This is a genomic window from Corynebacterium jamesii (genome assembly GCF_046097395.1).
Taxonomy (GTDB): domain Bacteria; phylum Actinomycetota; class Actinomycetes; order Mycobacteriales; family Mycobacteriaceae; genus Corynebacterium.
In genome coordinates, this window is record NZ_CP175789.1 from 1,921,175 (window position 1) to 1,947,551 (window position 26,377).

Genomic DNA, 26,377 nt, shown 5'->3' on the forward strand with positions numbered 1-26,377 from the left:
AAAACAATAAAGGCGATATCAAATCTTCTAAGAAGGCTTCCAAAGCTGAGAAGAAGGCAGAAAACGTGGAGATTCAATCTCCGGAGTCGTCAATCTCATCGAAGAAGCAGAAGCCCTCATTGCCGAGCTACAAACCTAGCCACGAGGAGAACGCAGCCAATTCGGAGGCAAGCCAGGCTCTTGGAGCGAGTCGCACGACGGGAAGTTCTCGGAAGCCACAGATGCCCTCTCCCACTGCTGTAGGGAATACTCGTCGTGGTGGTCTTGGCCGCGGGCTTGCGTCGTTGATCCCGTCTGGTCCTGCACGTCCTTCCCTGGGGGACGGCGCTGCGGATATCGTTCTGGGGAACGGATCGGGTAACGGAGCTAGCTCGCAACGGGCTGGCGCCGTAGAGGAAGCATCCACAGCAGATGCGAAGTCGAAGGCTTCATTAAGCGTCGTACGGCCTCCGCGCTCTTCGTCAGAATCAATGTCTGATGCAACGCATAAGTTCGAAGGACAAAATAGCGCGCATGGAGCCGAGACTGAGGGTACCTCGGGTATGGCCTCGAAACGTCACAGTGACGGAACGCTCTCGCATGGGATCGATGAGCACCGTGCGGACGCTGACCCTTCCATGGTTCGCTCGGTTGGCGATAATGAAGCGAATGTTTCACGTGAAACATCGTCAGGCGAATTTGGGGCTACGTACCAAGAAATTCCGCTCGACTCTATCCGCACTAACGCGAAGCAACCTCGCGAGGTATTCGACGAAGACGCTTTGCAAGAATTGGTGCACTCCCTCAAGGAATTCGGGCTTATGCAGCCGATCGTGGTTCGCATGGCTCCGGACGGGGACTCTACCTATGAGCTAATTATGGGTGAGCGCCGCCTTCGCGCGGCTGGGCGGGCCGGTTTCGAGGTTATTCCCGCCATTGTGCGAGAGACCGCCGATAACGAGATGCTGCGGGATGCCTTACTTGAGAACATTCACCGTGTTCAGCTGAACCCGCTAGAAGAGGCTGCCGCTTATCAGCAACTGATGGAAGAATTTGGGGTAACTCAAGAGCAGCTTGCAAAGAAAATCGGCCGCTCCCGCCCTCTGATTACCAATATGATTCGCTTGCTTCAATTGCCCGTGGCGGTACAGCGAAGAGTTGGCGCCGGCGTGCTTAGTGCTGGTCACGCGCGCGCCCTGCTGGGCTTGAAGTCGGGAGCCGACGAACAAGAGAAGTTGGCTAACCGCGTGGTTAGCGAAGGGTTGAGTGTGCGCGCAACGGAGGAAGCGGTGACGCTGCTTAACCGTGGTGACAAGGGCTCGTCCGATTCAAATGCGAACGCGCGCCAGCCTCAACAGCTGCCAGAGGAGGTCTCTACCTGGGTAGATAATGCGGCCGACGCATTGGATACTAAGGTTTCTGTTCAGATGGGGAAGAAAAAGGGCAAGATCGTTGTTGAGTTCGGTGGACCGGACGACTTTGACCGGATTATTGAGCTTCTGAAGTTCAAAAAACACTAGACAACTGATCGATGCCCATCGAGATCGATACCCAATGAGTAGGAAGAGTTGATATGTCCCTCAGCGTAAGTGACGCTATCGCTAGTCGCCGTGCTACCCGTAAGTATCTACCCAAGGCGGTACCTGCCGATGTTGTGGATACAATTGTCGAAAATGCATTGGAGGCACCTAGTGCCTTCAACGCACAGATGCGCGATCTGGTTGTGATCCAGGATCAAGACGTAAAGCAGGCGATTTTCGATGCTTCCGGCCAGCAGCAGTTCCTGGACGCACCGATCGTTTTCGTCGTTGTCGGCCGTTCGGCGGTTGTCCCCGAGGATGCGGAAGAGATCTTGGGTGCAGAGCTAACCGAGAAGGTCAAGGGATTCAACGGTTCGGCCTCCCCTGAAAAGTTGCGCGAGATCGGAATTCGGGATGCAATGCTGGTCGCTGGATTCCTCCTCTTGTCTGCGCAAGAGCAGGGACTGGGGACCTCTCCTACCACCGGCTGGGACGAAGATGGCGTGAAGAAGGCAATCGGCCTCGAAGGGCGCGACGATCGTTCGGTCGCGCTTGTCGTGGCGGCTGGTTACCCCGATGAGACGCCTGCCCACCCCGGCCGCGCTGCTAACCGTCGCGTAGAAAATCACTACTAAGCAATAATGTGCCGGATCGGAACCCCCGATGTTTCACGTGAAACATCGGGGGCTTTTCGTAGAAAAACTAGTCCATTTTCCAACGGTACAAGAATGAGCGCTATAGGATCTTCGTAGATGACTACGGGGCACTATCAGCGCACATAGCCTGCAAATACGGCCATGTGGGCAACCCAGGCGAAAACCGAGGAAAGGAGCGCCGATGGAAGTTAGTATCCGAGCGATCACTCCACAGCGCTCCGAGGATCTGGAGGCGAGCGCGGCGGCCTCCACTTTCTGGGCGTTCCCGCCTGGTTACAAGCCGGGAGCGGGGCAACACTGCGATCCGGTCTTCGACAAGCAAGTCTGGCTCCAGAACGTCCTGATGGAATGGGGAATCTGCGGCTACACAGCCTTCGTCGGAACGGGAGACGCGGGAACCCGTCCGGTACCAGCTGCCACAGTCTTCTTTGCTCCGTCCCGCTACATGCAGGGCATCGACAACCTGCCGACTGCTCCCCTATCTCCGGACGCGATCCTGCTGAGCACGGTGCATGTGGCGGTACCGTATATGGGGCTCTATCTGGAGCATCAGCTGATTGACACTGTACTGACGGAGGCAAATCGGCGCGGCGTGAAAGCGGTCGAAGCGTTTGCGCGGGTAGAAGATCTGGACGAAGGCGTTGACACACAGTTGGACGACAATCCGCTGGATTCCCTCAAGTACATACCTGAGTCCTATCGGGGGTGGAAGACCGCAGCGGAAAACCTAGCCGGCGATCGAAATGCTCTAGAGACCGCCCCCATGCTCTCCGAGGACATATTGGAGGCGGAAGGCTTCAAGGTGGTGAAGCACCACCGGCGCTTCCCCCGGTATCGCTTTGAGATTAACGGCCGTCAGTCCCTCTTCGGCAAGTTCGCGGAGGAAGACCACGAGCAGGTCAATGGACCGGAGAGACTAACTACAGTAATCGGCGGAAACCAGGGCACCAGCACGCCTAGCCCGGTGACCAACCTACTTGTTCGGAAGCTCCTCCTGTAGCAGCTCCACGAAGCTAAAGGTGCCGGTGGCGTGTACATCCTTGTCCAGCAAGTAGAGGCGCTTCACGGCCACAACAATCGCCTCGGCGATGGTATCGCGCATCGCAGGATCACTGAGGATCTGTACGTCCTTCGGGCTGGTCAAGTAGCCCGGAACAACCTGCACCGTCGGCATGCTAGTCAAGCGCAAGATGTCCCAGGTCTGTCCGTGGTTGAAGCAGTTTTGCAAAGGGGTACGAGCCACAATCTCGCGCTGGATAAAGCCGGACAGCTTCTCGCCCACCATGGACGAGTAACCAGTCAGCGAGCCGAAGTAGAAGGTTGCCGCCCCGTTCGCCTTCTCATTGGGGTAAATGTCGGCGCGAAGGCTGATCATGACGTCCGCCCCGAAAGCATTGGCAATGTTAGCGCGATCTTGATTTGTAGGGTTTGCCGATCGTGGGCGGGACAAAATAGTTTCCATTCCCGCGGCAATCATGCGGCCCTCTACCCTGCCGGCTGAGATCCCATAGGATCTCCTCTTCGGAAATCCGTCCGTAGGGTCCGTCCACGGTAAATCCCTTATTTGAGCCACCGAGACCCGGATCGATCACCACGCGCTTGCCATTCAGCTGTGGGCCCGCAGAACGGATCTGTTCCTTTTCGCGAATAGATTGTGGGGAACCCCCAGTAATCCTTCTGCCTAGGTAGGACAGGGCTCGCAGCGTGTCCGGGCCAACCACACCATCGTTCGTTAGCCCGTAGTTCAGCTGATAGTTCACCACGGCGGAGTGGGTACGTGGGCCGAAGTGGCCATCTACGCGACTGGTGTAGAAGCCGAGGTCGTGGAGCTGCGTTTGCAACTGCGCTACGTCGTCGCCGACGAATTGGTTGCTCTGCAGCGAGAGCACACGGGCCCCCAACGTGTAGGAAGCCTCGCGCAGTGCGCGCAGCGTGCCCGGGGTAATTGCACCATCGGCGATAATGCCGCGCTGCTGCTGGAACGCTTTGAGGGCCTCGGCCAACCCCTCGTCGAACACTTCTTCCTCGCTGGTCCAGCGCTGTGATTTACTGCCGGTCGTATCCCCCTCGTATCCTTCCAGCAACCCTAGGCGAGCCAAGGTGCCGCGGACCTCGGCGACGCGCGGGCTGCGGTCGCCGACGTGGAGAAGCAAACGATCCACTGGGTTCAACACTCCGTTTCTTTTCGCTACCGTGAAACTATAGTCACTGTGACACAGGTCACATATTTTTAAGCCCATCAACAGCGGCAATTTATAGCTGCAATTCTAGGGACAAATCTGCCGATCCGCGTTAAATGCAGGTCAGGCGTGTTTAAGGCTCCCTATAGCTGCGATTCGATGGCAGCGCGCAGCGTGTCGCCATCCTGGGCGCCGGTAAATTCCGCGACCTTCTCGCCGTCCTTGAAGACCATGAGGGCGGGAATAGACATCACTTGGAACATGGCACCCAACATCCGTTCCTCATCGACGTTCACCTTGGCGATCTTCGCCTTGCCATCGAACTCGGCAGCCAGCTCGTCGAGAATGGGTGCCATAGCTAAGCAAGGGCGGCACCATTCGGCCCAAAAGTCCACCAGAACAGGCTGGTCGGCCTCGACGACCTCGGACTTGAAAGTGGCCTGGGTAACGTTCATGATGTCGGACATAGTGGCGACGAACCTCCTGGTTGAGACGCTTTTCTTAAGTTAGAGGTTACCCTTCAACGTGTAGACAGTTTATGCCCGAACGGCGAAAGTTACCTAACGGTGACCGAACGTGTCCGATCCGTTACAGGGTGGCCAGGTAAGCCTCTGCGTCGAGGGCAGCGCGGCATCCGGAGCCAGCAGCGGTAATGGCCTGCTGATAGTGGGAATCCACCAGGTCGCCCGCGGCAAACACGCCAGGCAGGCTGGTGCGGGTGGAGGGCTCATCGACCTTCACGTAGCCGTTGTCCTGCAGCTCCACCTGGCCTTCGAACACCGTAGTGCGTGGGTCGTGGCCGATGGCGACGAACATGGCATCCATCGCGACGTCCTGGCGCTCGCCGGTCTGCGTATCTTCCACCACCAGGGTCTCCACGGCCTTCTCGCCCTGGACTTCCACGACCTTCGCGTTGGTCAGGAACTTGATCTTCGGGTTGTTGCGCGCGCGCTCCTCCATGATCTTGGAGGCGCGGAACTCGTCGCGGCGGTGGATGATAGTGACGGTCTCGCCGAACTTCGTTAGGAAGTCGGCCTCCTCCATCGCGGAGTCGCCGCCTCCAATCACGGCGATCTGCTTGTCCTTAAAGAAGAAACCATCGCAGGTTGCGCAGGCGGATACGCCGCGACCCAGCAGTTCCTGCTCGCCCGGGACGTTCAGGTAGCGCGGTGCCGCACCGGTAGCCAGGATCACTGCACGTGCTTGGTACTCCTCGCCGTAGGCCCACACCTTCTTGATCTCGCCGGAAAGGTCTACCTTCTCGACCTCCTCCTGGCGCAGGTCAGCACCGAAACGCTCGGCCTGCGCGCGCATCTCTTCCATAAGATCCGGGCCCATAATGCCCTTCTGGAAGCCGGGGAAGTTTTCCACCTCGGTGGTCTGCATCAGCAGACCGCCGTACTCCACGCCCTCGAAAACCACCGGGTTCAGCTCGGCGCGGGCGGCGTAGACCGCAGCGGTGTAGCCCGCCGGGCCGGAGCCGATAATGATGACGTCGTGAACCTTGCCCGCCGCCGCGTTGGAAGCACCATCCGCACTACTGGCGCTACCGGCGCCAAGTGCATCATCTGCGCCCGCGACACCCTTCGAATCGCTGTTGAGAATACCGCTGGCCTGCAGGAATGGCTGGTTCATGTTTGTCCTTTGAGGTCGAAGATGTTGTTCACCCCAGTCTAACCGGCCACGGCCATGCCGTATTCCTCTGCCCCGCCGAGATGCTCGTACATCATGCGCTTCGCCCGGTTCTTCCGCGACTTCACAGTTCCCACGGGAATCCCTAACTGTTCGGCCGCGGTAGCCTCGCTGAACCCTCGAATTTCTGTTAGCACTACCACGGAGCGCATTTCGGGCGAGAGTTGCCGCAGGCTGCGGTGTACGTCCAGCCGCGCGACGGTTGTCTCCTCCCGCATCCCCCGCGCCGGTAGAGCGCGCGTACGCTCGCTGAAATCTTCGCGGCCTGGCTGCGCCTCGCGGTTGTAGCGCTGCATGTAGGACAGCGCCGCGTTGCGCATGATCGTGGCCATCCAGGTGCCCACGCTCGCTGACCGTTCGCCGTTGAAGCGCGCGGCGAAGCGGTGCACGCGCAGCAAACCTTCTTGGTAAACGTCCATCTGATGCGCCTCGGGCACGTTCACGCGCCGCACCGCCCACCACAGCGTGCGCTGATGCCGATCAATCAGCTCGCGAAACGCACCGGGCTGCCCCTCGTTGTGCCCGACCAGTAACTCATGGTCGGTCTGTTGCACTGGCCGTCTGTTATCCCTTTTTCTTTGTGACGCCCCCAGCATCATCTTCCCCCTAGTGTGTCTTCGGGAGCCAAGCTGCCCCCGTGCCACACACTTTATTCTTTGAAGGGCGGGTTGTGGGTTCGAAAACTTCTGCCTGTGGATAACTACGAACGGCGCCTGCCTCATTGTGAACTTCACAGTTGAGGCAGGCGCCGTGGTGCGCTATAAGGGTGCGGGCTATTCGACGGGCTGCAGTGGCCGCGCGGGCAGGCGCCCTGGCTGGTTTTGCTGGTTTTGCTGGTTTTGTTGGTTCTGTTGGCGCGGCTGCGCGGGCTGGGAGCTCTCCGTGGTGCTCGACCCCTCGCCTTCATCCGCACCAGCCTGATCCAGCCAGTTGCCGACCGCGGACACCTCACCCACCGTGGCGGGCTTCGGCAGCGGCAGGCCAGTGATCCAGATCAGCAAGCGGTTGCCCTTAGCAGCGCTAACCTTGTCAGTGTCGTACTTACCCTTAGTCTTGTCCGCGCCCTTGCCATCGGCGTTGCTTTGGCCACCGTCCTCGGCGTTCTCGCCCGGCGCGGCGGAATCACCGTCGAGGTTGGCCCCCCAGTTGGAGTCGTCCGAGTCGGCAGAGCCACCGCCGCCGTTCTCACCGCCTCCGCCAGTACCGGCCAGGTCCACCGTCATGTCGGTAGAGTCCGCCTGCACCGTCTTCAGCAGCGTTGTCTGATCCATAGATCCCAGCTTGCCGTTGCTATCAGTCTGCGCCAGACGCAGCTCCAAGGTAGTGCCCTTGGTTAGGCCGCGAAGCTGAACCTGCGACAATGCGGTGCCCTCGGGCAGCGTCATCAAAAGACCAATGCCGGGCTTCGTGGTGCCGGGCTCGCCGCCCAGCTGTACGGTCGCGGGGTTGGACTGCCAGAACGTCTCCGGGTCCCCGTCGGTAATCAATCGCGCCAAATCCGGTCGATCCAATGGCCACTCTACGTCGGAGGGCAACCACTCCAGGGGCCTGCTCAGGGAAACCTCTGCCGGGTCTACGCCGCGTACCGCCTGTGCGCCCTGGCGCAGCGAGTTGGTGGACAGCGGTGAATCCTTGCGGTCGCCACCGACCACACTGATCACCGCCGCTACCAGGGCGGCTATAAGCAGCACCGAGACAAAGGCGATGGCTGCGGCCGCCGCCATGCCCACCGGTCGGTTGCCCCGGGCTCCGAAGCCAGAGCGGGCGCTCGGGTCTGGGGTATGGTCCTCCTGGATCGCCAGCCCGCCGGACTTCAGCTCGCGCAGGCGCTTCGCGGCCGCGCGCAGATCCTCCGGTTCCACCTTCTCGCCATCGAGCTCGTGGATCTTCTTGTAGATGCGGGTCAGTTCCTCCGGCACATCCTGGTATGGAACGTGCTCCAGCAATAGCCGCAGTGCCACGGCCACGCCGTGAGCATCCTGTGCCTTGTCGTCGCTGGGCAGCACACCCGGGAAGGCCAGCACGGCTGCGCCATCGGTGCCGATGCGCACGCGGTCGCGGTGATCCAGGCCCAGTGCGGTGCCGCTATCCTCGGCCTGTGCGGCAGCGTCCGCCAGGGAGGCTACGGCAAAGGCCGCGGCCAGCGGCTCTGGGCGCCCCTCGGCCACCTTCGTCAGCGGGGAACCTTGCACCCAACGGGAAACGATGACCACCATGTTGCCGTAGCCGATCACGCGCGTAACCTGCGCCATGCCCGGCACGTCGAATTGCTTCAGCTTCGCGGAACGGCGCAGCATCTCGTCCTTTGCCCGCGCCACGGCCACCCCGTCGACGGGGACGGAGGCACCGCGTTCGGCCTGCGAGCGGGCGTAAGCCACCGGATCCATAATCGTGAGGCCCACGATGTCTCCCGTGGCCAGCTCGCGGCCCTGCCAGAAGCGGGCGGCGGACCAACCACCGTGGTCGGCCAGCAGGCGGTAGCGCCCCTCCAACAGCGGAGCACCCGGCACCAAGCGCGGACCGCGCACCCGGCCGGCCGCCAGTGGCGGCAGCGCCACGCCCGCCATCATGTGGTCCAGAGCAATGGCCTCGCGGGCGGCCAGCTCTTGGGCCGACAGACGACGGGGCTCGGCCTCGTCGGCGGGTTGTTCGTCGCTGGGAAGTGGGCGTGGAGAAGGAAGAACCCGCGACATGCCCGGAATGCGCGACAGGGCGCCCACCAGGGTTTGGATCTCCGGCAGCGGAGCGCGCACCAGGATCAGTCCCGTGATGCTCAGGAACAGCACCCCGGCGATCAGCAGGCGCACGACGAACCACGGGTTGGCGAGGGTCTGGAAGACGTAGTGTGCCAGCACCACGTCCACGCGCCAGGCGATCAGCGCACCGATTAGCGAGGAACCGAGTGCCCACAGCACCGTCTTCGTCACCTTGCGGAACTGCAGGTCACCCAGCGAGCGCCGCAGCAGGCGATCGCCGATAATCGCACCGGCCATAAAGCCCAGGCCGTTGGCTGCACCCAGCAGCACCACAACCAGGCGCGGCTCGGTGGCGATCTGCGGGGCGATGTAGGCGAAGGTCAGCTTCGTTACGGTAATGCCGGCGATGATGAAGGTGGGGGTCCAGACTTCCTCGCGGGCGTAGAACACACGCAGGTGCAGCAGCACCAGCGCGTAGGGGATCAGGGTGAACGCGGAGAAGCTGATGGTCCAGCCCAGCACGTTCGCATCCTCCAGCGAGAACTCCTTGTAGGCGAACAGAGCCGCGGAGATCAGGGTGCCGAAGCAGGTGAAGAACACGATGATCGGCACCATCGCCAGCATCGTCAGCTTCGAGGCGACGGTCAGGTCGCGCACCACGGCTTTGTCGTCGCCCTCCGCCGCGTTGCGGGACAGGCGCGGCATCACGGCCGTCAGCAGCGTCACGCCGATCACGCCGTAGGGCATTTGCAGCAGCTGCCACGCCTGCATGTAGATCGTCGGGGCGACCTCCCATGTATCGGAGGCGATGCGGTTGTTTAGCAGCCAGCCGACCTGCGAGATGGCCACGTACACGACGATGGCAATGGCCATGCCGCCGAAGGACTTCAGGCGTTCGTCGATGCCCCACAGCGGGCGCAGGTTGATGCCCGCCTTGCGCAGGTAGGGCACCATGATCAGCGCCTGCATCACCACGCCCGCGGTAGTGCCCAGACCCAGCAGCAGCACGTGCGGGTCGGTGACGGTCACGTTGTCCGTCGGCTGTAGCTTCGTATCCCGCGGCAAGAACATGTACAGGCCCAGCACGGCGAGCGTGACCACGTTGTTCACCACAGGCGCCCACGCGCCGGGTTTGAACACTCCCTTGGTATTGAGGATCGCCATGAACACCGCGAACATCGCGTAGAACATGATTTGCGGCAACACCAGGTAGGCAAACGCCGTGGACATGCCGATGTTCACGTGGCCCTCGGAATCAAGGCTCATGCGCACCAGTAGTGGCGCGCACGCCACGGAGACCAGGGTGATGACAATGGTCAGCGAGAACGTGAGCGTCAGAAGTCTTCGTATGAAGGCCTCGCCGCGGTCCGCGTCCTCCTTCTCGGCGCGCACCAGCACGGGCACCACCAGGGAGGTCAGCACGGCGCCGAGAACCAGCTCCGTCACCAGGTTCGGCAGCGTGTTGGCCGTGTTGAACGCACTGGCCACCGCGCCACCCAGCGCAGAGGCGATGAACACCGTGCGCAGGAAGCCAGTGATGCGACTGATCAGGGTGGCAATCGCCATGGAGCCACCGGCGCGCACGATCTGCTCGTCGCTCTGCTTGCCATCGGCCTCCTCGGCAGCTCCGGCTCCCCCGGCACTGCCAGTACCGTGTGCACCGTCAGCGCCGCCGGATGCATCACTGCGCGTGGTAGTCCCGGTGGAGGCATCATTGCGCGTGACAGTCCCGGTGGACGCATCGCTGCGCGCGGCAGTCCCGGAGGAGGTCGCGGCGGCAGCAGGCCTGGCGCTAGCGGCCGTGGCCCCGGCGTGTGTGGCGCCGTCGCCCTGGTCGCTGCGGGAGGTCGGGGCTTTTTCTGTGGGGTTGTGTGACGCCCCGTCTCCGCCCGCCGGCACTCCCGCCCCAGTGCGGTCTTTCTTCGGCGCTAGCGCCGGCGGCTGGGTCGCGCGGAAACGCCCGCGCTGCCCGGCCGAGGGGCTAGCCGGTAGGTCTTCCCTCTCTTGCTCAGAAGTCACTACTCCATCTTTATGCACTAGCCGTACATTGCCTAACGGAGAACCGGGCGTGTCTAGTTTTGTTCGCCACCCTTTACGCCTGGCTTAAGGGCGGGCGACGGGCTTCAGCGGGCGCGCCGTGGGGCGCTTCGCGCCGCGCCCACTCCGACGATCCCACAGCACCTTGCCCGCCGCGCCGATGCCCAACAGCAGGAAAGCGATGATGGTCAGACCGCGCGCGGACAGCCCCGGCACGGACTGCACGCGCAGCTCCACCGGATCCGAGATGCGGGTTCCGCCCTTCAAGTCAGCCTTGCCTTCCTGGCTCACGGTAGCCAACCACAAAGAAAGATTGACCTGCTCTGATGTGTCCGCGATATCGGTGGTGAGCGACCAGGTGATGGAGCCCTTCGCCGGGATCGACGGCGAGCCCGCGGAATCCACGTGGACGGTGACATCCGTGTCGGCGTCTGAAGAATAACCAACCGTGGCGGTTACCGGCAGGGGCAGTCCGTTGCGCGCGACCACCAGCAGCGGCGAGGAATCGGACGTGCGGGTGAAGACATTGCCTGGGGGCAGCAGGCTGATCGATTGGCGCAGTTGGGAGGTGACTTGCCCCACGCGGCCCAGCGTGGTGCCAAGTTGCTCACGCAGCACGTCCAGATGGTTGTGCTCGCGCTTTCGGTAGGCGGACAGGCCGCGCAGTAGGTCGGAGAACAACGGGCTGGTGAAGCCCTCGCGGGTGAGCGCGATGGCGGGGTCGTTGTGCATAAAAAGCGTGAGTTCCCGCAGCCTGCGGGCAGTATCCTCCACTGAGCCGAGGTAGGGCGAAGAATACGCTCCGGGGTCGGTGTACGGCACTGTGGTGGTGCCGGAGGCCACGTGCGAATAGTCGATGCCGCGGGGCTGCACGGCCTCCGGCAGTGGGGCGGGCGTGGCCGATTGATCGTCCAGGTGCTGGCTGATGGTCTGCAGGAAGCTGCTGGCCTGGGCTTTGTCCACGGACCAGGCCGCCGGCGGCACGGCTAGGGTGGGGCGGCCGGAGTCTAGCTCTAGGTTCAGCACCGCCTGCGCGTCGGCCAGGCGGGCGACGGCACTGTCGTCGGCGAGGTTAAAGCGCAGGTCGGGGTTGGAATACGCGGAGACCTCCGGGTGCTCCCCGGTGGCCTTGAGTACGGTGCCGAGGTCCGCGGAGTAGGTCAGCGCGGTGGCGGTTGCCTTGCTGCCGGCGTTGGTTCCGGCGCCGTGCTGCTGCGCGCCGGGCAGGTTGACCAGGCGCTGGTTCCAGGCAACGTCACTGGCGCTGGATGCGGAGCCAGTGCTGGCGCTGGGGTCTGTGCCCTCCTCTGTGCCTTGCTCCGTGCCCTCCCCTGCGCCTGGCTCCGTGCGCGGCTCTGTGGACTGTTCCGTGCCCGGCTTTGCGGACTGTTCGGTCTGCTCCGGCATGGGGGCCGCCGCGGGCCGCTCAATGTTCACTGTATTGTCCGCCACCAGGGCGGTAACGTGCCCGGCCTGTGGAATTGTCGGCTCGCCCTGCACAGTCTGCTCGAAGCGGCGGGACTCGTCGGCCTCGATGGCCTTCGTGCCTTCCGGCACCTTGCTGATGCCTGCCGCCAGTATCTTTTGCGCCTCCGGGGAGACATAGCCGGAATCGGGGATCACTACGTTTTGCGTGGGCACCACGCCCAGGATTCGCTGGATCACTTCGGCACCCATGCCCAGCCCACGCACGCGCAGCCAATCTGAATCTACCTGTGCCAGCGCGTTAATATCCGCCCCGGCGTACGGCAGCGCCACTGAGCAGTTGCTCTGCACTACTTCCCGTAGGTCAGAGATCCACTGTTTCGCGTCTGCATTGCCTGGCATGTGCTGAGCGTTTACATCTTCACCGCCTAGAATCTCGTCCCAGGAGTCACGCAGCCTCTGCGGCTTCTCCACTGGGTCGGGCGTGCGCTCGCCCATCATGTAGCCTTCGGCCAGGCGGTTGACGGTATCCAGCAGCTCCGGGTCAATTGCAATGCACGTCGCCTGTTTGAGCCTCTTCGATTTTGCTTCGCGGTACGCATCCAGCAGCCCGCGCAGCCTGCCGCCCTTGGCGACCTCGGCTGCCAGTACGTCCTTCGTTACAAAAGCCGGCCGCCGCTTCGGCGCATCGCCCGTCAGCCCCGGTGCCATGTACGTCTGCCCGGCCAGCGGATACACGACCGTTACTGGGGTGCTGGGTTGTTCTTTCTTTCTTGTAGACGCCCCCACGCTCAGCGTTGTTCGCGCCACCGCAAGGTACTGCACGCCCCCCTGGCTCGGGTCTTCCGGGTCCGTGTCCTGGCCACTTAGGCTAAACAGCAGGGGATAAGCACCGGGTTCGGCAAAAGCATCTGGCGGAAGGGTGAGGGGTTGGGACGAAGGGGCGTCATGAGAAGAAGACGAAGTGGTGCCAGCGGGGAGGGTGACCGTGACGTCGCGCGTGTCACCGGGGTCGAGCGTGCCGTCGAGCTGCAGAGGCTGGCTCCGCAGGGAGTATTCGCCCTGGTTGGCGAGCTGCGCGACGCGAACCTCCGCGGCGGTGGCGGCGCTGCGATAGTACAGTGTCAGCGAAAGGTTATTGAGAGCATGTGGCCGATCATTGCGGATACGCAGCGTGTACGTCCGGGTGGCGGAGTTACTGGAGTTGCTGGAGTTCCCGACCGTGTCAGAGCCACCGACCGTGTCGATGCCCGTGATCTGTAGATCCACGTTCTGCTGCGGGTCTGTCGCGCGGGCCAGCGGGTTGGCCCAGTTGGAATCTTCGCGAGCCTCGGGGGCGGTCGGATCTGGGGCGGTGGGAGCCGAGGTGGAGCTATTAATAGGGTCAGCGACCGCAGGAGCGATGGGGAGAACCGACAGGCCACAGAGCGCAACAGACACGCCAAACGCCGTGCAGGCGTGGGGGAATCTAGACATTGCGCTCACCTTTGTGCACGATTACATGCTTACCTAAGCTCTTTTAGTTCTACTAGTTTTAGCAGCCCAACCTGGCGATCCGATAGTGATCCTTAGCGTGGCGTGGCACGGCCAGCGTTGGCCTCCGCCCGCGCCAGATCCGCGAGGCTATCGAAGGCCTGGCGGGCAAGACGGCGCTCGTCGGCATAGGCAAGGTGCTCGATCAGCCGGTTGGCGGGCAGCCAGCGAACCTCGGTGACTTCCGGATCCTCGTCGTTCAGATCACCGTCGACATAGCGAAGTAGGTGGTGGTGGACGGTTTTGTGAATGCGGATACCTTCCGATACGAACCAGTAATCAATGGTACCGAGGTCTGCGATGACCTCGCCGGCCACGCCCGTTTCCTCCCACACCTCGCGTTCGGCGGTGGCGTGCTGGGACTCGTTCGGTTCGATGTGCCCCTTCGGCATGGACCACAGCAACCGACCGCGGCGGTCCAGGCGGCCGATAAGGGCTACGTAGATTGCGGAAAAATCGACGTCGCCATTGGGCTGCACGGCCTCTGCCAGGCCAGATAGCACCAGGCCACCTGCGGAGGTTTCCACGGAAATCGGTAGGTTGGAGTGCTCGTCGAAGGAGCGCGGGCGGGAGTTGTGGCGGTGGCGGTTATGAGAGCCAGAGACCTTGTTGCCCCTGCCTCGGGCGCCACGGTTGCCAGCTTTGCCGCCTTTTCCATTCTTGCTATGGTTCCGGCTGTTCGGGTGGGACTGGCCGCTGCCCTTGCCGTTGCCGTTGCGTTTACCCTGGTTATCGCTGGTTTGACCGTTGCTTTGGTCGTTATTTTGCTGCTGGTTTCTGCCTTGCCGGCCGTTGCCAGGGCGGTGCCTTCTTCTGGAACGGCGGCGCCGGCGGCGGGGCGTGCCGTCTCCGGTGCTGTCGTTTCCACTCATTCTGATAACGATAGCCGGTTACGTACACAATGTGGAACTAGTGGGGCGGAAACTGCTACCACCGGCGCATTGGCAGTGGGTAGGGGGCCGTTGGCGCGGGGGCGGGGGCTAGTAGAATTTGGCAGCGTGACGAACCCCGCCCACTCCCCCGACAACCAGGAATCCGCCGAGCCGGTCGCCCCAAAAGCCCAGCAGGCTCAGTCCGCCCCGCAGAAGCAACAGGCCAAGCCGGCCAAGCAGGCCGGGCAGAACCCCCCGGCTAAGCAAGCCGTGGCGTCGGCGCAGCCGCGCACCATCGAAGGCATGTTGCAGGAGGCCTTCACTTCCCTGCGCGCACTCGACCGCGACCTGCTGCCACTTACACAGGCCTTCCACAACGCCGGGCACAGCCTTTACCTCGTTGGCGGGTCGGTGCGCGACGCTTTGCTGGGGCGCCTGTCCCACGACCTGGACTTCACTACCGACGCCCGGCCGCAGGCCATCGTCGACATCGTTACGCCCCTGGCAGAAACCGTGTGGGACACGGGCATTGAGTACGGGACCGTATCCGCTCTGGTCAAGGGTCAGATCCTGGAAATCACCACGTTCCGCGCCGACCAGTATGACGGCCAGTCTCGCAACCCTGAGGTCTCCTTCGGCGACAGCCTCGACGGAGACCTTATCCGCCGCGACTTCCGCGCCAACGCCATCGCACTGGAACTCTCCCCTGACGGAGACCACCAGCTCCGCGACCCCCTCAATGGCCTCGAGGATCTGCAGGCCGGGGTGCTGGACACCCCGGATAGCCCGGAGATTAGCTTCAACGACGACCCGCTACGCATGCTCCGCGCTTGTCGGTTTGTTTCGCAGCTGGAGTTCGGCGTCGCAAAGAGAGTAAAGGAAGCAATGACGGCGATGAGCGGGCAGATCAGCCGCATCACCGTCGAGCGCGTGGCCGTCGAGCTCAACAAGCTCATGCTTGGCGCGGCGCCCTGGGTGGGGCTGGATCTGATGGTCGAAACCGGGCTGGCCGACCACGTGCTGCCGGAGCTGCCCGCGCTGAAGCTCACGCAGGACGAGCATCGCCAGCACAAGGACGTGTACTGGCACTCGCTGAAGGTACTGCGCAACGCCGTGAACTTGGAGGCCGAACGTGGCCTGGAGCCCTCGCTGGAACTGCGCATGGCCGCGCTGCTGCACGACATCGGCAAGCCGGACACCAGGGCTTTTACCGAATCCGGCGCCGTGACTTTCCACCAGCACGAAGTTGTCGGCGCGCGCATTACCCGCCGCCGCCTGCGCAAGCTGAAGTACTCCAAGCAGCACGTCCAAGACATCGGTCAGTTGGTGTTTTTGCACATGCGCTTCCACGGCTACGCGGACACGCAGGGCAAGGGCCAGAACCAGGACGCGCGACGTGGCGCGGGCGAGAAGGACAACAACGAATCCACCTGGACCGATTCTGCGGTGCGTCGCTACGTCAACGACGCAGGCGAGCTGCTGCCGTTGCTGCACCTGCTGGTACGCGCCGACTGCACCACCCGAAACCAGCGAAAAGCCCACAGGCTGCAGCGCACCTACGATAGTTTGGAAAAGCGCATCGAACAGCTGCAGGAACAAGAGGACCTCGCCGCCGTCCGCCCAGACTTGGACGGTAACGAGATCATGCAGATCCTGAACCTCAAACCCGGACCCGATGTGGGCAAGGCGTGGGCGTACCTGAAGGAACTGCGGCTGGATCGCGGACCTATGGATCGGGACGACGCCATAGCCGCGCTAAAACAATGGTGGGGCGAGCAGAAAGGTGGGCCACAAAAATGACCGCTGACCAGCCAGACAACCATCAACATCAACACAGCCAACACGGAAACCAGCAAGACGACCAGCTGCCGTATGGCGTAGTCCCCGGCGACATCATCTTCCAGTCCCCCGCCGTGGTCGCGGACCCAGCCGGCTACCTGGAGGCCGCGGCCGTTCACCCGCTGCACATGGAAGCCTTTCAACAAGCCTTCGGAACTATGCCCGGCGAGCTGGCCACGCCGGGGCTGACTGGCGCGGATGCACTCCTCGTGCTCGAAGCGCAGGAGGGCACGGGCACCGGCAGCGGCACGGACCTTGTCTGCGTCCGCCTTGGCCTCATGAGCGGTGAAGCCGCCGCCAACCACCTGCCTGAGCTTGCCGAAAAGCTCACCAAGCCGAAGGTAATCTTCATCGGCGGAGACAACGAACCCGTCGTGCTCGCCATCGCATTGTTGGACGCTGATCGCTTGGAGCTCGGCGCCCCCGCAAACCGTCCAGCCTCCACCGCTACACGCTTCGGCTCGCGCGGACAGTTCATGCTGATCAGCACCGCTGAGGAAGCGCCGAGCGTGGATGAGCAGATCGCGGAGGTCGTGGGGCACGTGGATCCCTCTATGCTGCGCGGCCTGCGACTCTTCCACAGCTATGTCCGCCTGGACGTCGACGACATGCGCGGTTGGCTCGATGCGGGGATTGCCCGCCTCGGAGCGGCGACTGCCGAGGATGTTTTTACGGACCGACCGGCGGAAACGTGGCGGCAGGCAATGAAGAGGAGCCCCTTCCCCGAGAACCTTTTCGCTACGTGGGCGAGCCACCCGGAGCGTAACTAGATGGGAGCGGATAGCGACCGCCAGCCCTCCCCCCGCAGCGATTGGCGCGCCGGGATCGCCGACGCCTGGCCCGTGGCCTTGGGCATGGTGCCGCTGGGGTTGGCGTTTGGCCTGTTGATCACGCAGGTCGGCTTTGCGTGGTGGTGGGCGCCGATTTTCTCGTTCGTCATCTACGCGGGCTCGATGGAGTTCCTGGCCGTTTCGTTAGTGACCGGCGGCGCGGGCCCGCTGAGCGCCGCGCTTTACGGATTCCTAGTGAACTTCCGCCATGCTTTCTACGCCCTGAACTATCCCATCGCCCACGTCCGTGGTTGGCTGGCCAGGGCTTATGGCATTTATGCACTGACGGACGAGACGTATGCGATCCTCGCCGCCCGGCGCGATGCGCAGTGGTCCACTGCCCGCGTGATGGCGGTGCAGATTCTGCTGCAAGCGGGTTGGGTCGGTGGTGGCCTGGTCGGTGCTCTGTTCGGCAGCGCCCTGCCCTTTGAGATCCAGGGCATGGAGTTCGCGCTGATTGCCCTGTTCACGGTTCTGGCGATCGAGGCTTTCGTGAGCTTCAAGGATCTTTCGCTGCCGATCATGGCCGCGGTGTGCGGGGCAGTAGGCCTGCTGCTTTCACCGGATAACATGCTGATGATCGGCATGAGCCTGTATTTCGTGAGCCTCATCGTGCGCTTCCTATGCCCGCCGCTGGACCGCGCGCTACGGCTGAAGGTCGGCGCGGACAATGCTGTATCCCGGGAGGTGGAGTAAGTGGCCATGCCGATGCAGGTGCTCGCCACCGCCGGCCTGCCCGAAGGTGTGCAGCTGGGCCCCACCCTCGCGATCCTCGGCGCGGTCTTCCTGGTCACCCTCGCCCTGCGCGGCCTGCCCTTCGCCGCCCTGCGCTTCTTCCGCGAGTCCGACCTGGTCGCCTGGCTGGGGCTGGCGATGCCCGTCGGTGTGATGATCCTCCTCGTCATCTACACCGTCTCCGGCCAGGCCAGCGCGCCGGGTGGGCTGGCCGCGATTGGCATCGCCCTGGCCTTCACCGTCGCTGTGCACCTCTGGCGCCGCTCGGCCACATGGTCGATCCTTCTGGGCACCTCGCTGTATCTGGTGCTGGTTAACATTGTTTTTTGACGCCCCGCCACTGGTAGCTCCCCCCAGCGCCGTAGAATAGCGCCCATGCCGACTCCAGAATTTATCGTTGAACTGCGCAAGAAGATCGGCCACGACGAACTGTGGTTGCCGGGTGTGACGGCCATTGTCATCCGTGACGTCCCGGATGACGCACCGATCTGGGCCGTGCCGGAAGTCTTGCTGGTCAAGCGCGCCGACGACGGGCAGTGGACCCCAGTGACCGGCATTGTGGACCCGCGGGAGGAGCCACACCTGGCGGCGATCCGCGAGGTGCGGGAGGAAACCGGTTTGCACGTGCAGGTGGACGCGCTATTGGGCGTGGGGCAAGTCGGGCCAATCGAGTATCCCAACGGGGATGTGACGAGCTACGTGGATACCACCGTGCGCTGCACGGTGATCCCCGACCCCGAGACAGGCGAGTTCAACGACGAACCAGTGGTTGGCGACGACGAGTCCACCCAGGTTGGCTGGTATTCGATCTCGCAAATGCCCCCGATGCAGCCACGCTTCCGCCTGGTTGTGGCCGATGCGGTGGCGCAGATGAAGCACCCTGCCGGGTTCCGTCCGCGCATGGGGTATGTAAAGCGGCTGCAGAAGCCGGAGTAGTTGCGGCAGCCGTCGCCTACCAGGTGCGCGCGCCGGCGGTTTGCCCTCCCTCCGGGAAGCGCGTGGCATAGGAACTGGCGCGCATAGAGCAGATCACCAGCTGTACCTGGTGGAAGATCATCAGCGGCAGGATCATCATGCCCAGGCTCGCCCCACCGAACATCACCGCCGCCATCGGCAGGCCGGAGGCCAGAGATTTCTTCGTGCCTGCGAACTGGATGGCCACCTGGTCGGCGTAGTCGAAGCCCAACTTGCGCGAGGTCGCGCTGGTCACCGTCAGCATCAGGTACACCAGCGCGATGGAGCCTACCACCAGACCCAGCACCGTCACCCAGCTGACGGAACTCCACACGCCAGAGACGATGCCCTCCGAAAAGCTGACATACACCACCAGGCCGATGGAGATCTGATCCACCTTCTTCGTCGCAGGTGAGGCCGCGAACTTAAACACCCACCTGCGCAGCAGCTGGCCGATAGCAAACGGCAGCAGCAGTTGGATTCCGATGTCCAGGAACGTGGTGGCGTCAATATGAAAGCCCTCCGACGAAGACATCAGCAACAGCACCAACAGCGGCGTGAAAAGCACACCCAGCAGGCTAGAGACGCTGGCCGCCACAATCGAGGCGGCGACGTGGCCGCGCGCGATGCTGGTGAACGCGACCGACGACTGCACTGTCGACGGCACGAGGGTGCAGAAGAGAATGCCCAGGTAGAGCTCGTTGCCCACAACGGCCTTCAGCGGCATCATTGCCACACCGATCAGCGGGAAGACCACGAAGGTGAAAGCCATAATCAGCAGGTGTAGCCGCCAGTGCAGCAGGCCTTTCAGCGCCTCCTGCGGCGACAGGCGCGCACCGTAGAGGAAGAACAGGAACGCGATGGCGATTTTCGTGATGATGCTGGCGACATCCGCCGCTTCGCCGCGCACGGGCACCAGGATCGCCGCCACTACTGCGATGACGATGAGGACGATGAGGAAGTCCGGCCGGTAGTTGATGATGCGCTGCCACAGTGACTGCTGCGGGGACTGTTTTTCTGCCATGTGTCCCTATATTATTGACGCCCCATTCCCGCGAACCGCAAACGTCGAGAAACGTTGCAGGCGCCGGATAGGGGCGGAGTGTGCCAGCTAGATGGGCGTGTGGTTTAGACGATGGCGCGGTCGAGCTCCGCGACAGTCTGCTTGGGGATGAGCGATGCTACAGCCGCAGCGATGCCCAAGATGACCGCGGCGGCGATAAACGCCGTGGTGTAGCCCGCTACGGAGTCCGAGCCTTGGGGAGAGCCGGCGACCTGGAAAACCGGCAGGATGGCGAAGGACACGCCTGCGCCCAGGTTGAAGGCGGCGGAGTTCATGCCGGGCAGGAAGCCCTCGTTATCCTGTGGAGAGTTCACCACGCCCAGGTTGTTGATGACGATATTGCCTATGCCCGCATAGGTGATGCCCAGCAGGATTACGGCGATAATCAGCACCGGCAGGGAGTTCACGCCGACGAACGCCAGGCCCAGCATGAGTACGGCGCTGGCGACGTTGGCGATGATGATTAGCCGGCCGTAGCCGACCTTCGGCGCCCAGCGGCCGGCAAACGGGCCGACGGCCCAGCCGATCAGCGCGTAGGGCGTGAGCAGCCACAGGGAGGCCTTGTCGGCCTCCAGTCCGAAGCCTGCGTCTGGGTTTTGCGCCAGGGATACGGCCAGGCCGTTGACGGCGGCGAACACGCCCGTCATGGTTAGCACCGTGGTGGCCAGCAGCGCCCAGGTGTGGCGGCGGGCCAGGTACGTCGGGGCGACCAGCGGCTGGTCGTGGCGGTTTTCGTACTTCCAGAAGGCCACGAACACGGCCGGGCCGATGATGAACATTGCGATGACGTACAGCCAGTTTGCCTCCCCGGCCTTGCCGGCCTCGTTGACGCCCAGCGTGATGCACAGCACCGAAATCACTAGTAGCGCAGCGCCAGCCCAGTCCATTTTCACATTGTCCGAGGGCTTAGATTCCGGTGCACCGAACGCGACAACAACGGTGGCGATGATGCCAATAATGGCGATGAGCCAGAATACAGAGCGGAAGCCGTAGTTTTCTGCCAGCCAGCCGGCGAGGATAACGTCGATGCCCGCTACGCCACCGTTGATGGCTGCCAGCAGACCCATGAGGGTTCCCAGGCGGACCTCCTCCTTCACCTGGCTGCGCAAGATGATGAGGGTCATGGGAATTGTCGGGCCGGCGATGCCCTGCATGGCACGGGCAACCATCAGCACGCCGATATTGGGTGCCAGCGCGGCAATGAGTCCGCCGAGGGACATTACCCCGAGCATGATGATGAGGATTTTGCGGCGGCCGACGATGTCCGACAGGCGCGGTAGGAATAGGCCACACATCGCGCCGCCGGTGAAGAACGCGGTTTGGGTGAGACCGGTGGCGGCTTCATCTGTATTTAGCTCGCGGGCCATAGTCGCTAGCACCGGGGAGAGCATGGAGGCGTTGAGCTGGAAAGCGATGGCCGCGGTGATGAGCACAGTCATCAGCAGGCCGATTCCGCCAGGGCGGGAATCTATCGGGTCGGGCGAGACGGCAGTGGCAGTGCCAGTTTTGCCAGTGGTCGCGCCGGGCGCGTCTGCCGGGGCGCGGTCGGCAGAGGACGGATTGGTGGAATTCATGGGCAACCCCCGAGAGTGCATAAAGATTTCTGCAGAACGTGTAGCTAGCACGTGTAGTTAGCACTGTAATGCATAGTTAGCGCGACGATAAGGTCTGGCCATTGAAGCGCTTGCTACCTATCTAAAGGTAAACAGAGTATTAATAAAGCTCATCGCGTGAGTGAATATTGTTGGACAAATTGATAAAGGGGTAGTCGATTGAGGATGCGTTGGGGGCGAAATGAAGCCCATAGAATCATCTTGACCAGCAGTTATGGTTGATAACTGGGGGGTGGCTGGTGCTAGGAAGAGGTTAAGATCCGCAATGTTGTTGAGGCTTTAGGGGTGGAGTAGCTTAACTCACTGTCGGAAAACTACAGGAACCACACGAGTGGCCTGCGGCCAACTTATTCCGATCTCATCGCCATTAATAGCAGTAACTTAATGTTTAAGGGGTCACTGTCGTGACAACGACGCTCATCATCATGGTCATCGTAGTGCTCACCGCACTAGCTTTTGACTTCACCAATGGCTTCCACGACACCGCTAACGCGATGGCTACGTCCATCGCTACCGGTGCCTTGAAGCCCTTCACTGCAGTAGCTATTTCCGCTGTCCTAAACCTGGTCGGTGCGTTCTTGTCCGTCAACGTTGCCGCCACAGTCGCCAAGGGCATCGTCAACCTTGATTCTTATGACTTGGCGAATAGCGGGGATGGCGACGCGCTGCTCCTTGTCGTGTTCACCGGTCTGATCGGTGGCATCTTCTGGAACCTATTTACCTGGCTGCTGGGTTTGCCCTCCAGCTCGTCTCACGCTCTGTTCGGTGGACTCATTGGCGCAGCTTTCGCTGCCCTGGGCACCGGCGGCGTGGCCTGGAGCTCCATCCTGGGCAAGATCATCGTTCCTGCGGTTGCCTCCCCGTTCATCGCTGCAATGGTCTCCGCTGTCGGCACCTTCATGATCTACTGGGTGACGAACACCATTCCGAACAAGGTGAAGAACGAGCACTTCCGCCACGGACAGATCGTCACGGCCTGCCTGGTCTCCCTCGCGCACGGTGCTGGTGACGCGCAGAAGACCATGGGTGTTATCTTCCTGGCGCTGGTTGCAGCTGGCTCCGCCGACGAAGCCGCCCGCATCCCGACCTGGGTCATCCTTGCTTGTGCAGTTGCCATCGCAGCCGGCACCCTGTCCGGCGGTTGGCGTGTGATCCGCACCCTGGGTAAGGGTCTGGTCGAAATCGAGTCCCCGCAGGGCATGGCCGCAGAGTCCAGCTCCGCAGCTATCATCCTGACCTCCGCTGCAGGCGGCATGGCACTGTCCACCACTCACGTCTCCACCGGCTCCATCCTGGGTACCGGTCTGGGGCGTAAGGGTGCGGAGGTCCGCTGGGGCGTGGCAATGCGCATGGTCGCCGCATGGCTGATTACCCTGCCGTGTGCCGCGTTCGTTGGCTTCGCATCCTGGTGGGTCGCCACCGGCGTGTCCAAGATGACCAACACCATGGGCGGCGTGATCGTTGACTTCATCCTGCTGATCGCTATGGCCGCAGCAATCGTCATTCGCGCACGTATGAATCCGGTTGACGCAAACAACGTTAACGACGATTGGGATCCGAACTCCGAGTCTGTCGACTCCTCCATGAAGACCGGTACCACCGCCGCCGCTGCCAAGACCACCGATCGCCAGCCCACTACCGAGCATGATCCAGAGATGGTCGGAGCCGGTTACCCCACCCCTTCTGACACTGTCGCTGAGGTCGTTGCAGACCCCAAGCACCCTGGCGTAGGCAACGACGGTAAGTAACCACAACACACAGGCACATAAGCCCCACCTTGGCTCGTAGGAGCCAAGGCTAAAAACACAGAAAGTGTGAAGAACAATGACTGCCCCTGAAATCTTCCAGGCCATCATCCGAGTCGCTGCCCTGGCTCTTCTGTTCGGCGCTGGTATTCCTGTTCTGTTCTCCCTTGGCATGCGCTGCATGACTGGTGATCCGATCCGCGACGATAACGGTGTCATCGTTGGAGATACCGAGGCCTCGACGCAGATGAAGGTTCTCGGCTGGACCGTGTACGCGGTACTGGCAGCCGTGATCCTGCTGGGTATCGTCTGGGTGGCGAAGGATTCCCTGAACCACTACTTCGGCTGGAACCTGTTCCCAGGTATGTCTGGTCACCACTAAAGACACCGGGGTTGAGAGAGCCCGGCTTCAGACACACGACTATCGCCAAACGGCCTGCGAAGTGATCTACTTCACTTTGCAGGCCGTTTGTACTTTTTCTGTCAAGATTCCGGAAAATTGTGGACTTTTGGAAATTTGTTGGTAAATTCAACCGTTGTAACAAATGCGGTATCTCCAGAAGAGCCACCGCATTGCGAAGGCACCATTCAAATTCGAAAGTAAAGAGGTGAGCCAAATGATGACCTTCAACGAGATCTTCAGCAAGTTTTCGACAGCATTCACGAGCTCCACCGGGACCGGCCTGGACGTGCTCAATGGCGTTCAGACCGAGGAGCGTATTGCGATGGAGCTGTTCGCGAACGATACCATCCCCGCGACCACCAGCGATATCGCTAACGCCTACCGCACTGTCCTGGGGCACGACGCCGACGTAGAAGACCTCCTCGACACGGAGAACTACCTGTTGGCCTTCGGCTGGCTGCGCTAAGAAGCGCAGCACCTCCTCACATTCCGCGCCAGCATGCGCAGCGCAAGGACTTTGCGGTGTGCGGACTGCGCAGTGTGAGGACTATGCAGTGTAAGGGCTATGCAGTATAAGGACTATGCAAAGTCCGTGTTGCCGATGCGTTGCAGCGCATCGACCAGCAAATCCCAGAACCGATCCGCGTCGACGTCCACCGCAACGCGTGTGCGCAACGGAGCCGTGGTGGCGTCGGAACTAGAAACATCAGAATCATCGGCCGTGCCCAGTGCGGTCGGATCCTGACCACCTTCCTGGCTGCCCCATGTGCGCCGCAGATCCACGACAGTCGCTCCGCGCGTGAACTGGCCCTGCGTCTCTACGTCAATGGGCGCTAGCACAGTGCGTACGACCTGCGGATCCGCGACGGCTGCCACAGCCAGAGGGTCGTGCATCGGCGGGCCTGGGTAGTGCCGCTCCTTCATATAGGCCGCACCGAAAAACTCCACCAGTTCTGCGATGAAGGTCGCTACGTCCGTGCTAACTTGCGTGAGCTGTTCCATGCGCTGCGGCGTGGCCAGCACCTTGTGAGTGACGTCCAGCCCCACCATCGTCACAGGCCAACCCGCGTTGAATACGATCTTTGCGGCCTCCGGATCCGCCAGGATGTTGAACTCGGCGCTGGCAGTCATGTTGCCCGCGTGGTGCGCTCCGCCCATCAAGGTGACGCCACCCACCCGTTCAACCAGTTCCGGATACATGCCGGCGAACAGGGCAATGTTGGTCAAAGCTCCTGTCGGGACGATGGCGACAGTTCCCGGCTCGTTGTCCCGGATGATGTCCGCAATGAGGTTGACTGCGTGGCGCGGGTCTCGTTCAGCGCCAGGGGCGGGTAGCTGGGGGCCGTCCAGGCCGCTGTCTCCGTGGATCTCCTCGGGAATTATCTGCGGAGCGACCAGCGGCCGGTCCGCGCCGGCGGCGAAGGGGATGCCGGTGATGCTGCCGACTCGCGCTAGCGCCAGGGCATTCTTAGTGACCTTTTCTAGAGTCTGGTTGCCCGCCACCGTGGTGACTGCCAGCAGGTCCAGGTTTGGGCTTCCCCAGGCCAGCAGCATCGCAATGGCATCGTCGTGGCCAGGATCGCAATCGAGGATGATTTTTCGTACAGAGTTGGCTGGCATGGAGTTGGCTGGCACGGTGTTGGTATTTGCAGTCATTTAGGCATCCCCTAGGCGACGGATTTCGTTTTCGGTGGCGTAGCTTCCAGCGGCTCCGCGCTTCTGCGTGGCCAGTGCCCCGGCTGCCGCTCCCAGCGTGCAGGCATCCACGAGGGTCTCCCCTTGTGCCAGCGCGGCGGCGAGCGTGCCGCAGAAGGCATCACCTGCACCAGTGGTGTCTACGACATGTTCGACGTAGACGGCGGGGATGTGGACCGGTTCGGCGTCCTTTTCCAGGATCAGCGCACCACGCTGCCCCAAAGTAACGACGACGGAGCGGGCCGTGGCTCGCAGGTCTTCGATAAGGTCCTCGACAGGAGTGCCGGGGGCGGCATCCAGCACCGCGGCGGCCTCGCCTTCGTTCAGGACTAGTGGGTCGGCAGCGGCCAGTAGTTCGGGATCGCGCGTGGTTACCGGCGCGAGGTTCAGCACCAGCCGCGAGTCTGAGTTCGCCACCAGCTTCGGCAGTTCCGCACTGTGTTCAGGAGTGAGCTCGCCTTGCGCCAGGACGATCGGCACCGGCCTCTGGCGTCGCAGCTCGTCGACAGTTTCGCGCTGCTGGGCGGGGCTGACCAGCTCGTTTGCGCCGGAAGTGACGATGATGATGTTCTCACCGCTGGGATCGTTCATGATGAATGCGCGCCCCGTCGGCTGCCTACTCGTGACCAAGTAGTCGGTGTTCACACCATGTTCGCGCAGCTGCTGCAGGGCCAGCTCGCCCTGCGGGTCGTTGCCTACCGCAGATAGAAGGACAGTATTGACGCCCATATGTGCGCACGCTGCCGCCTGATTAGCGCCCTTTCCGCCGAGAGCCTCTATGCCGGGTTTTGCAATGGTAGTTTCCCCTGGTTGTGGGAAGTTCTGGACGGTGACAAAAGTATCGACGTTCGTGGTGCCTGATACGACGACGGTGGCGTTGCTGTCTCTCATGCCTCCCCAGGGTACTGCG

At 62.3% G+C, this 26,377-nt stretch carries 21 protein-coding genes and 1 pseudogene; 11 read left to right on the forward strand and 11 right to left on the reverse strand.

What is annotated here, in order from left to right; genetic code table 11:
• Positions 1 to 221: 221 nt before the first annotated feature.
• The 3 genes from ACKFRT_RS08585 (at position 222) to ACKFRT_RS08595 (ending at position 3,155) form a co-directional block, all read left to right on the forward strand.
• Entirely contained in the window at positions 222 to 1,499 is a 1,278-nt protein-coding gene (locus ACKFRT_RS08585) for a ParB/RepB/Spo0J family partition protein (RefSeq protein ID WP_296215931.1), read from the forward strand.
• A 53-nt stretch (positions 1,500 to 1,552) separates the two neighbouring features.
• On the forward strand, positions 1,553 to 2,134 hold the full coding sequence (locus ACKFRT_RS08590; RefSeq protein WP_408925000.1) for a nitroreductase family protein: 582 nt from the start codon (positions 1,553 to 1,555) through the stop codon (positions 2,132 to 2,134).
• A 202-nt stretch (positions 2,135 to 2,336) separates the two neighbouring features.
• Positions 2,337 to 3,155 (forward strand): hypothetical protein, encoded by an 819-nt coding sequence (locus tag ACKFRT_RS08595; RefSeq protein WP_296215897.1) that lies wholly within the window; start codon positions 2,337 to 2,339, stop codon positions 3,153 to 3,155.
• Here ACKFRT_RS08595 and ACKFRT_RS08600 read toward each other — a convergent pair.
• The 7 genes and pseudogenes from ACKFRT_RS08600 to ACKFRT_RS08630 all read right to left on the reverse strand — a co-directional run bounded on the left by ACKFRT_RS08600 (position 3,129) and on the right by ACKFRT_RS08630 (position 14,590).
• Positions 3,129 to 4,317, reverse strand: a pseudogene (locus tag ACKFRT_RS08600) (N-acetylmuramoyl-L-alanine amidase). The gene ACKFRT_RS08595 and the pseudogene ACKFRT_RS08600 overlap by 27 nt on opposite strands.
• A gap of 161 nt (positions 4,318 to 4,478) precedes the next feature.
• Entirely contained in the window at positions 4,479 to 4,802 is a 324-nt protein-coding gene (trxA, locus tag ACKFRT_RS08605; protein ID WP_296215895.1) for a thioredoxin, read from the reverse strand.
• A 121-nt stretch (positions 4,803 to 4,923) separates the two neighbouring features.
• Positions 4,924 to 5,970: a thioredoxin-disulfide reductase gene (gene trxB, locus ACKFRT_RS08610; RefSeq protein WP_408925001.1), complete on the reverse strand. Its 1,047-nt coding sequence runs from the start codon at positions 5,968 to 5,970 to the stop codon at positions 4,924 to 4,926.
• A 38-nt stretch (positions 5,971 to 6,008) separates the two neighbouring features.
• A complete protein-coding gene (locus tag ACKFRT_RS08615; protein WP_408925002.1) occupies positions 6,009 to 6,671 on the reverse strand; it encodes an RNA polymerase sigma factor in 663 nt (220 codons plus the stop codon).
• 129 nt (positions 6,672 to 6,800) lie between these two features.
• A complete protein-coding gene (locus tag ACKFRT_RS08620) occupies positions 6,801 to 10,742 on the reverse strand; it encodes a murein biosynthesis integral membrane protein MurJ (protein ID WP_408925003.1) in 3,942 nt (1,313 codons plus the stop codon).
• An 84-nt stretch (positions 10,743 to 10,826) separates the two neighbouring features.
• Positions 10,827 to 13,661 (reverse strand): hypothetical protein, encoded by a 2,835-nt coding sequence (locus ACKFRT_RS08625; RefSeq protein WP_408925004.1) that lies wholly within the window; start codon positions 13,659 to 13,661, stop codon positions 10,827 to 10,829.
• A 92-nt stretch (positions 13,662 to 13,753) separates the two neighbouring features.
• Positions 13,754 to 14,590, reverse strand: a complete 837-nt coding sequence (locus ACKFRT_RS08630) for an NUDIX hydrolase (protein WP_408925005.1) — start codon at positions 14,588 to 14,590, stop codon at positions 13,754 to 13,756.
• A gap of 303 nt (positions 14,591 to 14,893) precedes the next feature.
• On the opposite strand from ACKFRT_RS08630, the gene ACKFRT_RS08635 reads away from it, so the two are divergent.
• Genes ACKFRT_RS08635 through ACKFRT_RS08655 form a run of 5 tightly spaced genes read left to right on the forward strand, consistent with a single transcriptional unit; the run spans position 14,894 to position 18,930 of the window.
• Entirely contained in the window at positions 14,894 to 16,390 is a 1,497-nt protein-coding gene (locus ACKFRT_RS08635) for a CCA tRNA nucleotidyltransferase (protein WP_408926085.1), read from the forward strand.
• The gene (locus ACKFRT_RS08640) at positions 16,387 to 17,199 is read left to right on the forward strand and encodes a hypothetical protein (RefSeq protein WP_408925006.1); all 813 of its coding nucleotides are present in this window, start codon (positions 16,387 to 16,389) and stop codon (positions 17,197 to 17,199) included. Before ACKFRT_RS08635 ends, ACKFRT_RS08640 begins: the two co-directional genes overlap by 4 nt.
• Positions 17,200 to 17,955 carry an AzlC family ABC transporter permease gene (locus ACKFRT_RS08645; RefSeq protein ID WP_408925007.1) on the forward strand — a complete coding sequence of 252 codons (756 nt, stop codon included), beginning with the start codon at positions 17,200 to 17,202 and terminating at the stop codon, positions 17,953 to 17,955.
• A 6-nt stretch (positions 17,956 to 17,961) separates the two neighbouring features.
• A complete protein-coding gene (locus ACKFRT_RS08650; protein ID WP_408926086.1) occupies positions 17,962 to 18,324 on the forward strand; it encodes a branched-chain amino acid transporter permease in 363 nt (120 codons plus the stop codon).
• A 45-nt stretch (positions 18,325 to 18,369) separates the two neighbouring features.
• Entirely contained in the window at positions 18,370 to 18,930 is a 561-nt protein-coding gene (locus ACKFRT_RS08655; RefSeq protein WP_296215880.1) for an NUDIX domain-containing protein, read from the forward strand.
• 16 nt (positions 18,931 to 18,946) lie between these two features.
• Here ACKFRT_RS08655 and ACKFRT_RS08660 read toward each other — a convergent pair whose 3' ends face one another.
• Both ACKFRT_RS08660 and ACKFRT_RS08665 read right to left on the reverse strand, forming a co-directional pair.
• Positions 18,947 to 19,972, reverse strand: a complete 1,026-nt coding sequence (locus ACKFRT_RS08660; RefSeq protein ID WP_408925008.1) for a bile acid:sodium symporter family protein — start codon at positions 19,970 to 19,972, stop codon at positions 18,947 to 18,949.
• 104 nt (positions 19,973 to 20,076) lie between these two features.
• Positions 20,077 to 21,450, reverse strand: coding sequence for an MFS transporter (locus tag ACKFRT_RS08665; RefSeq protein ID WP_408926087.1), 1,374 nt, complete (start codon positions 21,448 to 21,450; stop codon positions 20,077 to 20,079).
• 578 nt (positions 21,451 to 22,028) lie between these two features.
• On the opposite strand from ACKFRT_RS08665, the gene ACKFRT_RS08670 reads away from it, so the two are divergent.
• From ACKFRT_RS08670 to ACKFRT_RS08680, 3 genes are all read left to right on the forward strand, one after another.
• Positions 22,029 to 23,372 (forward strand): inorganic phosphate transporter, encoded by a 1,344-nt coding sequence (locus tag ACKFRT_RS08670; RefSeq protein WP_296215876.1) that lies wholly within the window; start codon positions 22,029 to 22,031, stop codon positions 23,370 to 23,372.
• A gap of 76 nt (positions 23,373 to 23,448) precedes the next feature.
• Positions 23,449 to 23,751, forward strand: a complete 303-nt coding sequence (locus tag ACKFRT_RS08675; RefSeq protein WP_293792064.1) for a hypothetical protein — start codon at positions 23,449 to 23,451, stop codon at positions 23,749 to 23,751.
• Positions 23,752 to 23,986: 235 nt separating this feature from the next.
• On the forward strand, positions 23,987 to 24,238 hold the full coding sequence (locus ACKFRT_RS08680; protein ID WP_296215873.1) for a hypothetical protein: 252 nt from the start codon (positions 23,987 to 23,989) through the stop codon (positions 24,236 to 24,238).
• A 113-nt stretch (positions 24,239 to 24,351) separates the two neighbouring features.
• Here ACKFRT_RS08680 and ACKFRT_RS08685 read toward each other — a convergent pair whose 3' ends face one another.
• Both ACKFRT_RS08685 and ACKFRT_RS08690 read right to left on the reverse strand, forming a co-directional pair.
• Positions 24,352 to 25,428 carry a nucleoside hydrolase gene (locus tag ACKFRT_RS08685; RefSeq protein WP_408925009.1) on the reverse strand — a complete coding sequence of 359 codons (1,077 nt, stop codon included), beginning with the start codon at positions 25,426 to 25,428 and terminating at the stop codon, positions 24,352 to 24,354.
• Positions 25,429 to 26,358, reverse strand: coding sequence for a ribokinase (locus tag ACKFRT_RS08690; RefSeq protein ID WP_408925010.1), 930 nt, complete (start codon positions 26,356 to 26,358; stop codon positions 25,429 to 25,431). It abuts the gene before it with no gap.
• Positions 26,359 to 26,377: the final 19 nt, after the last annotated feature.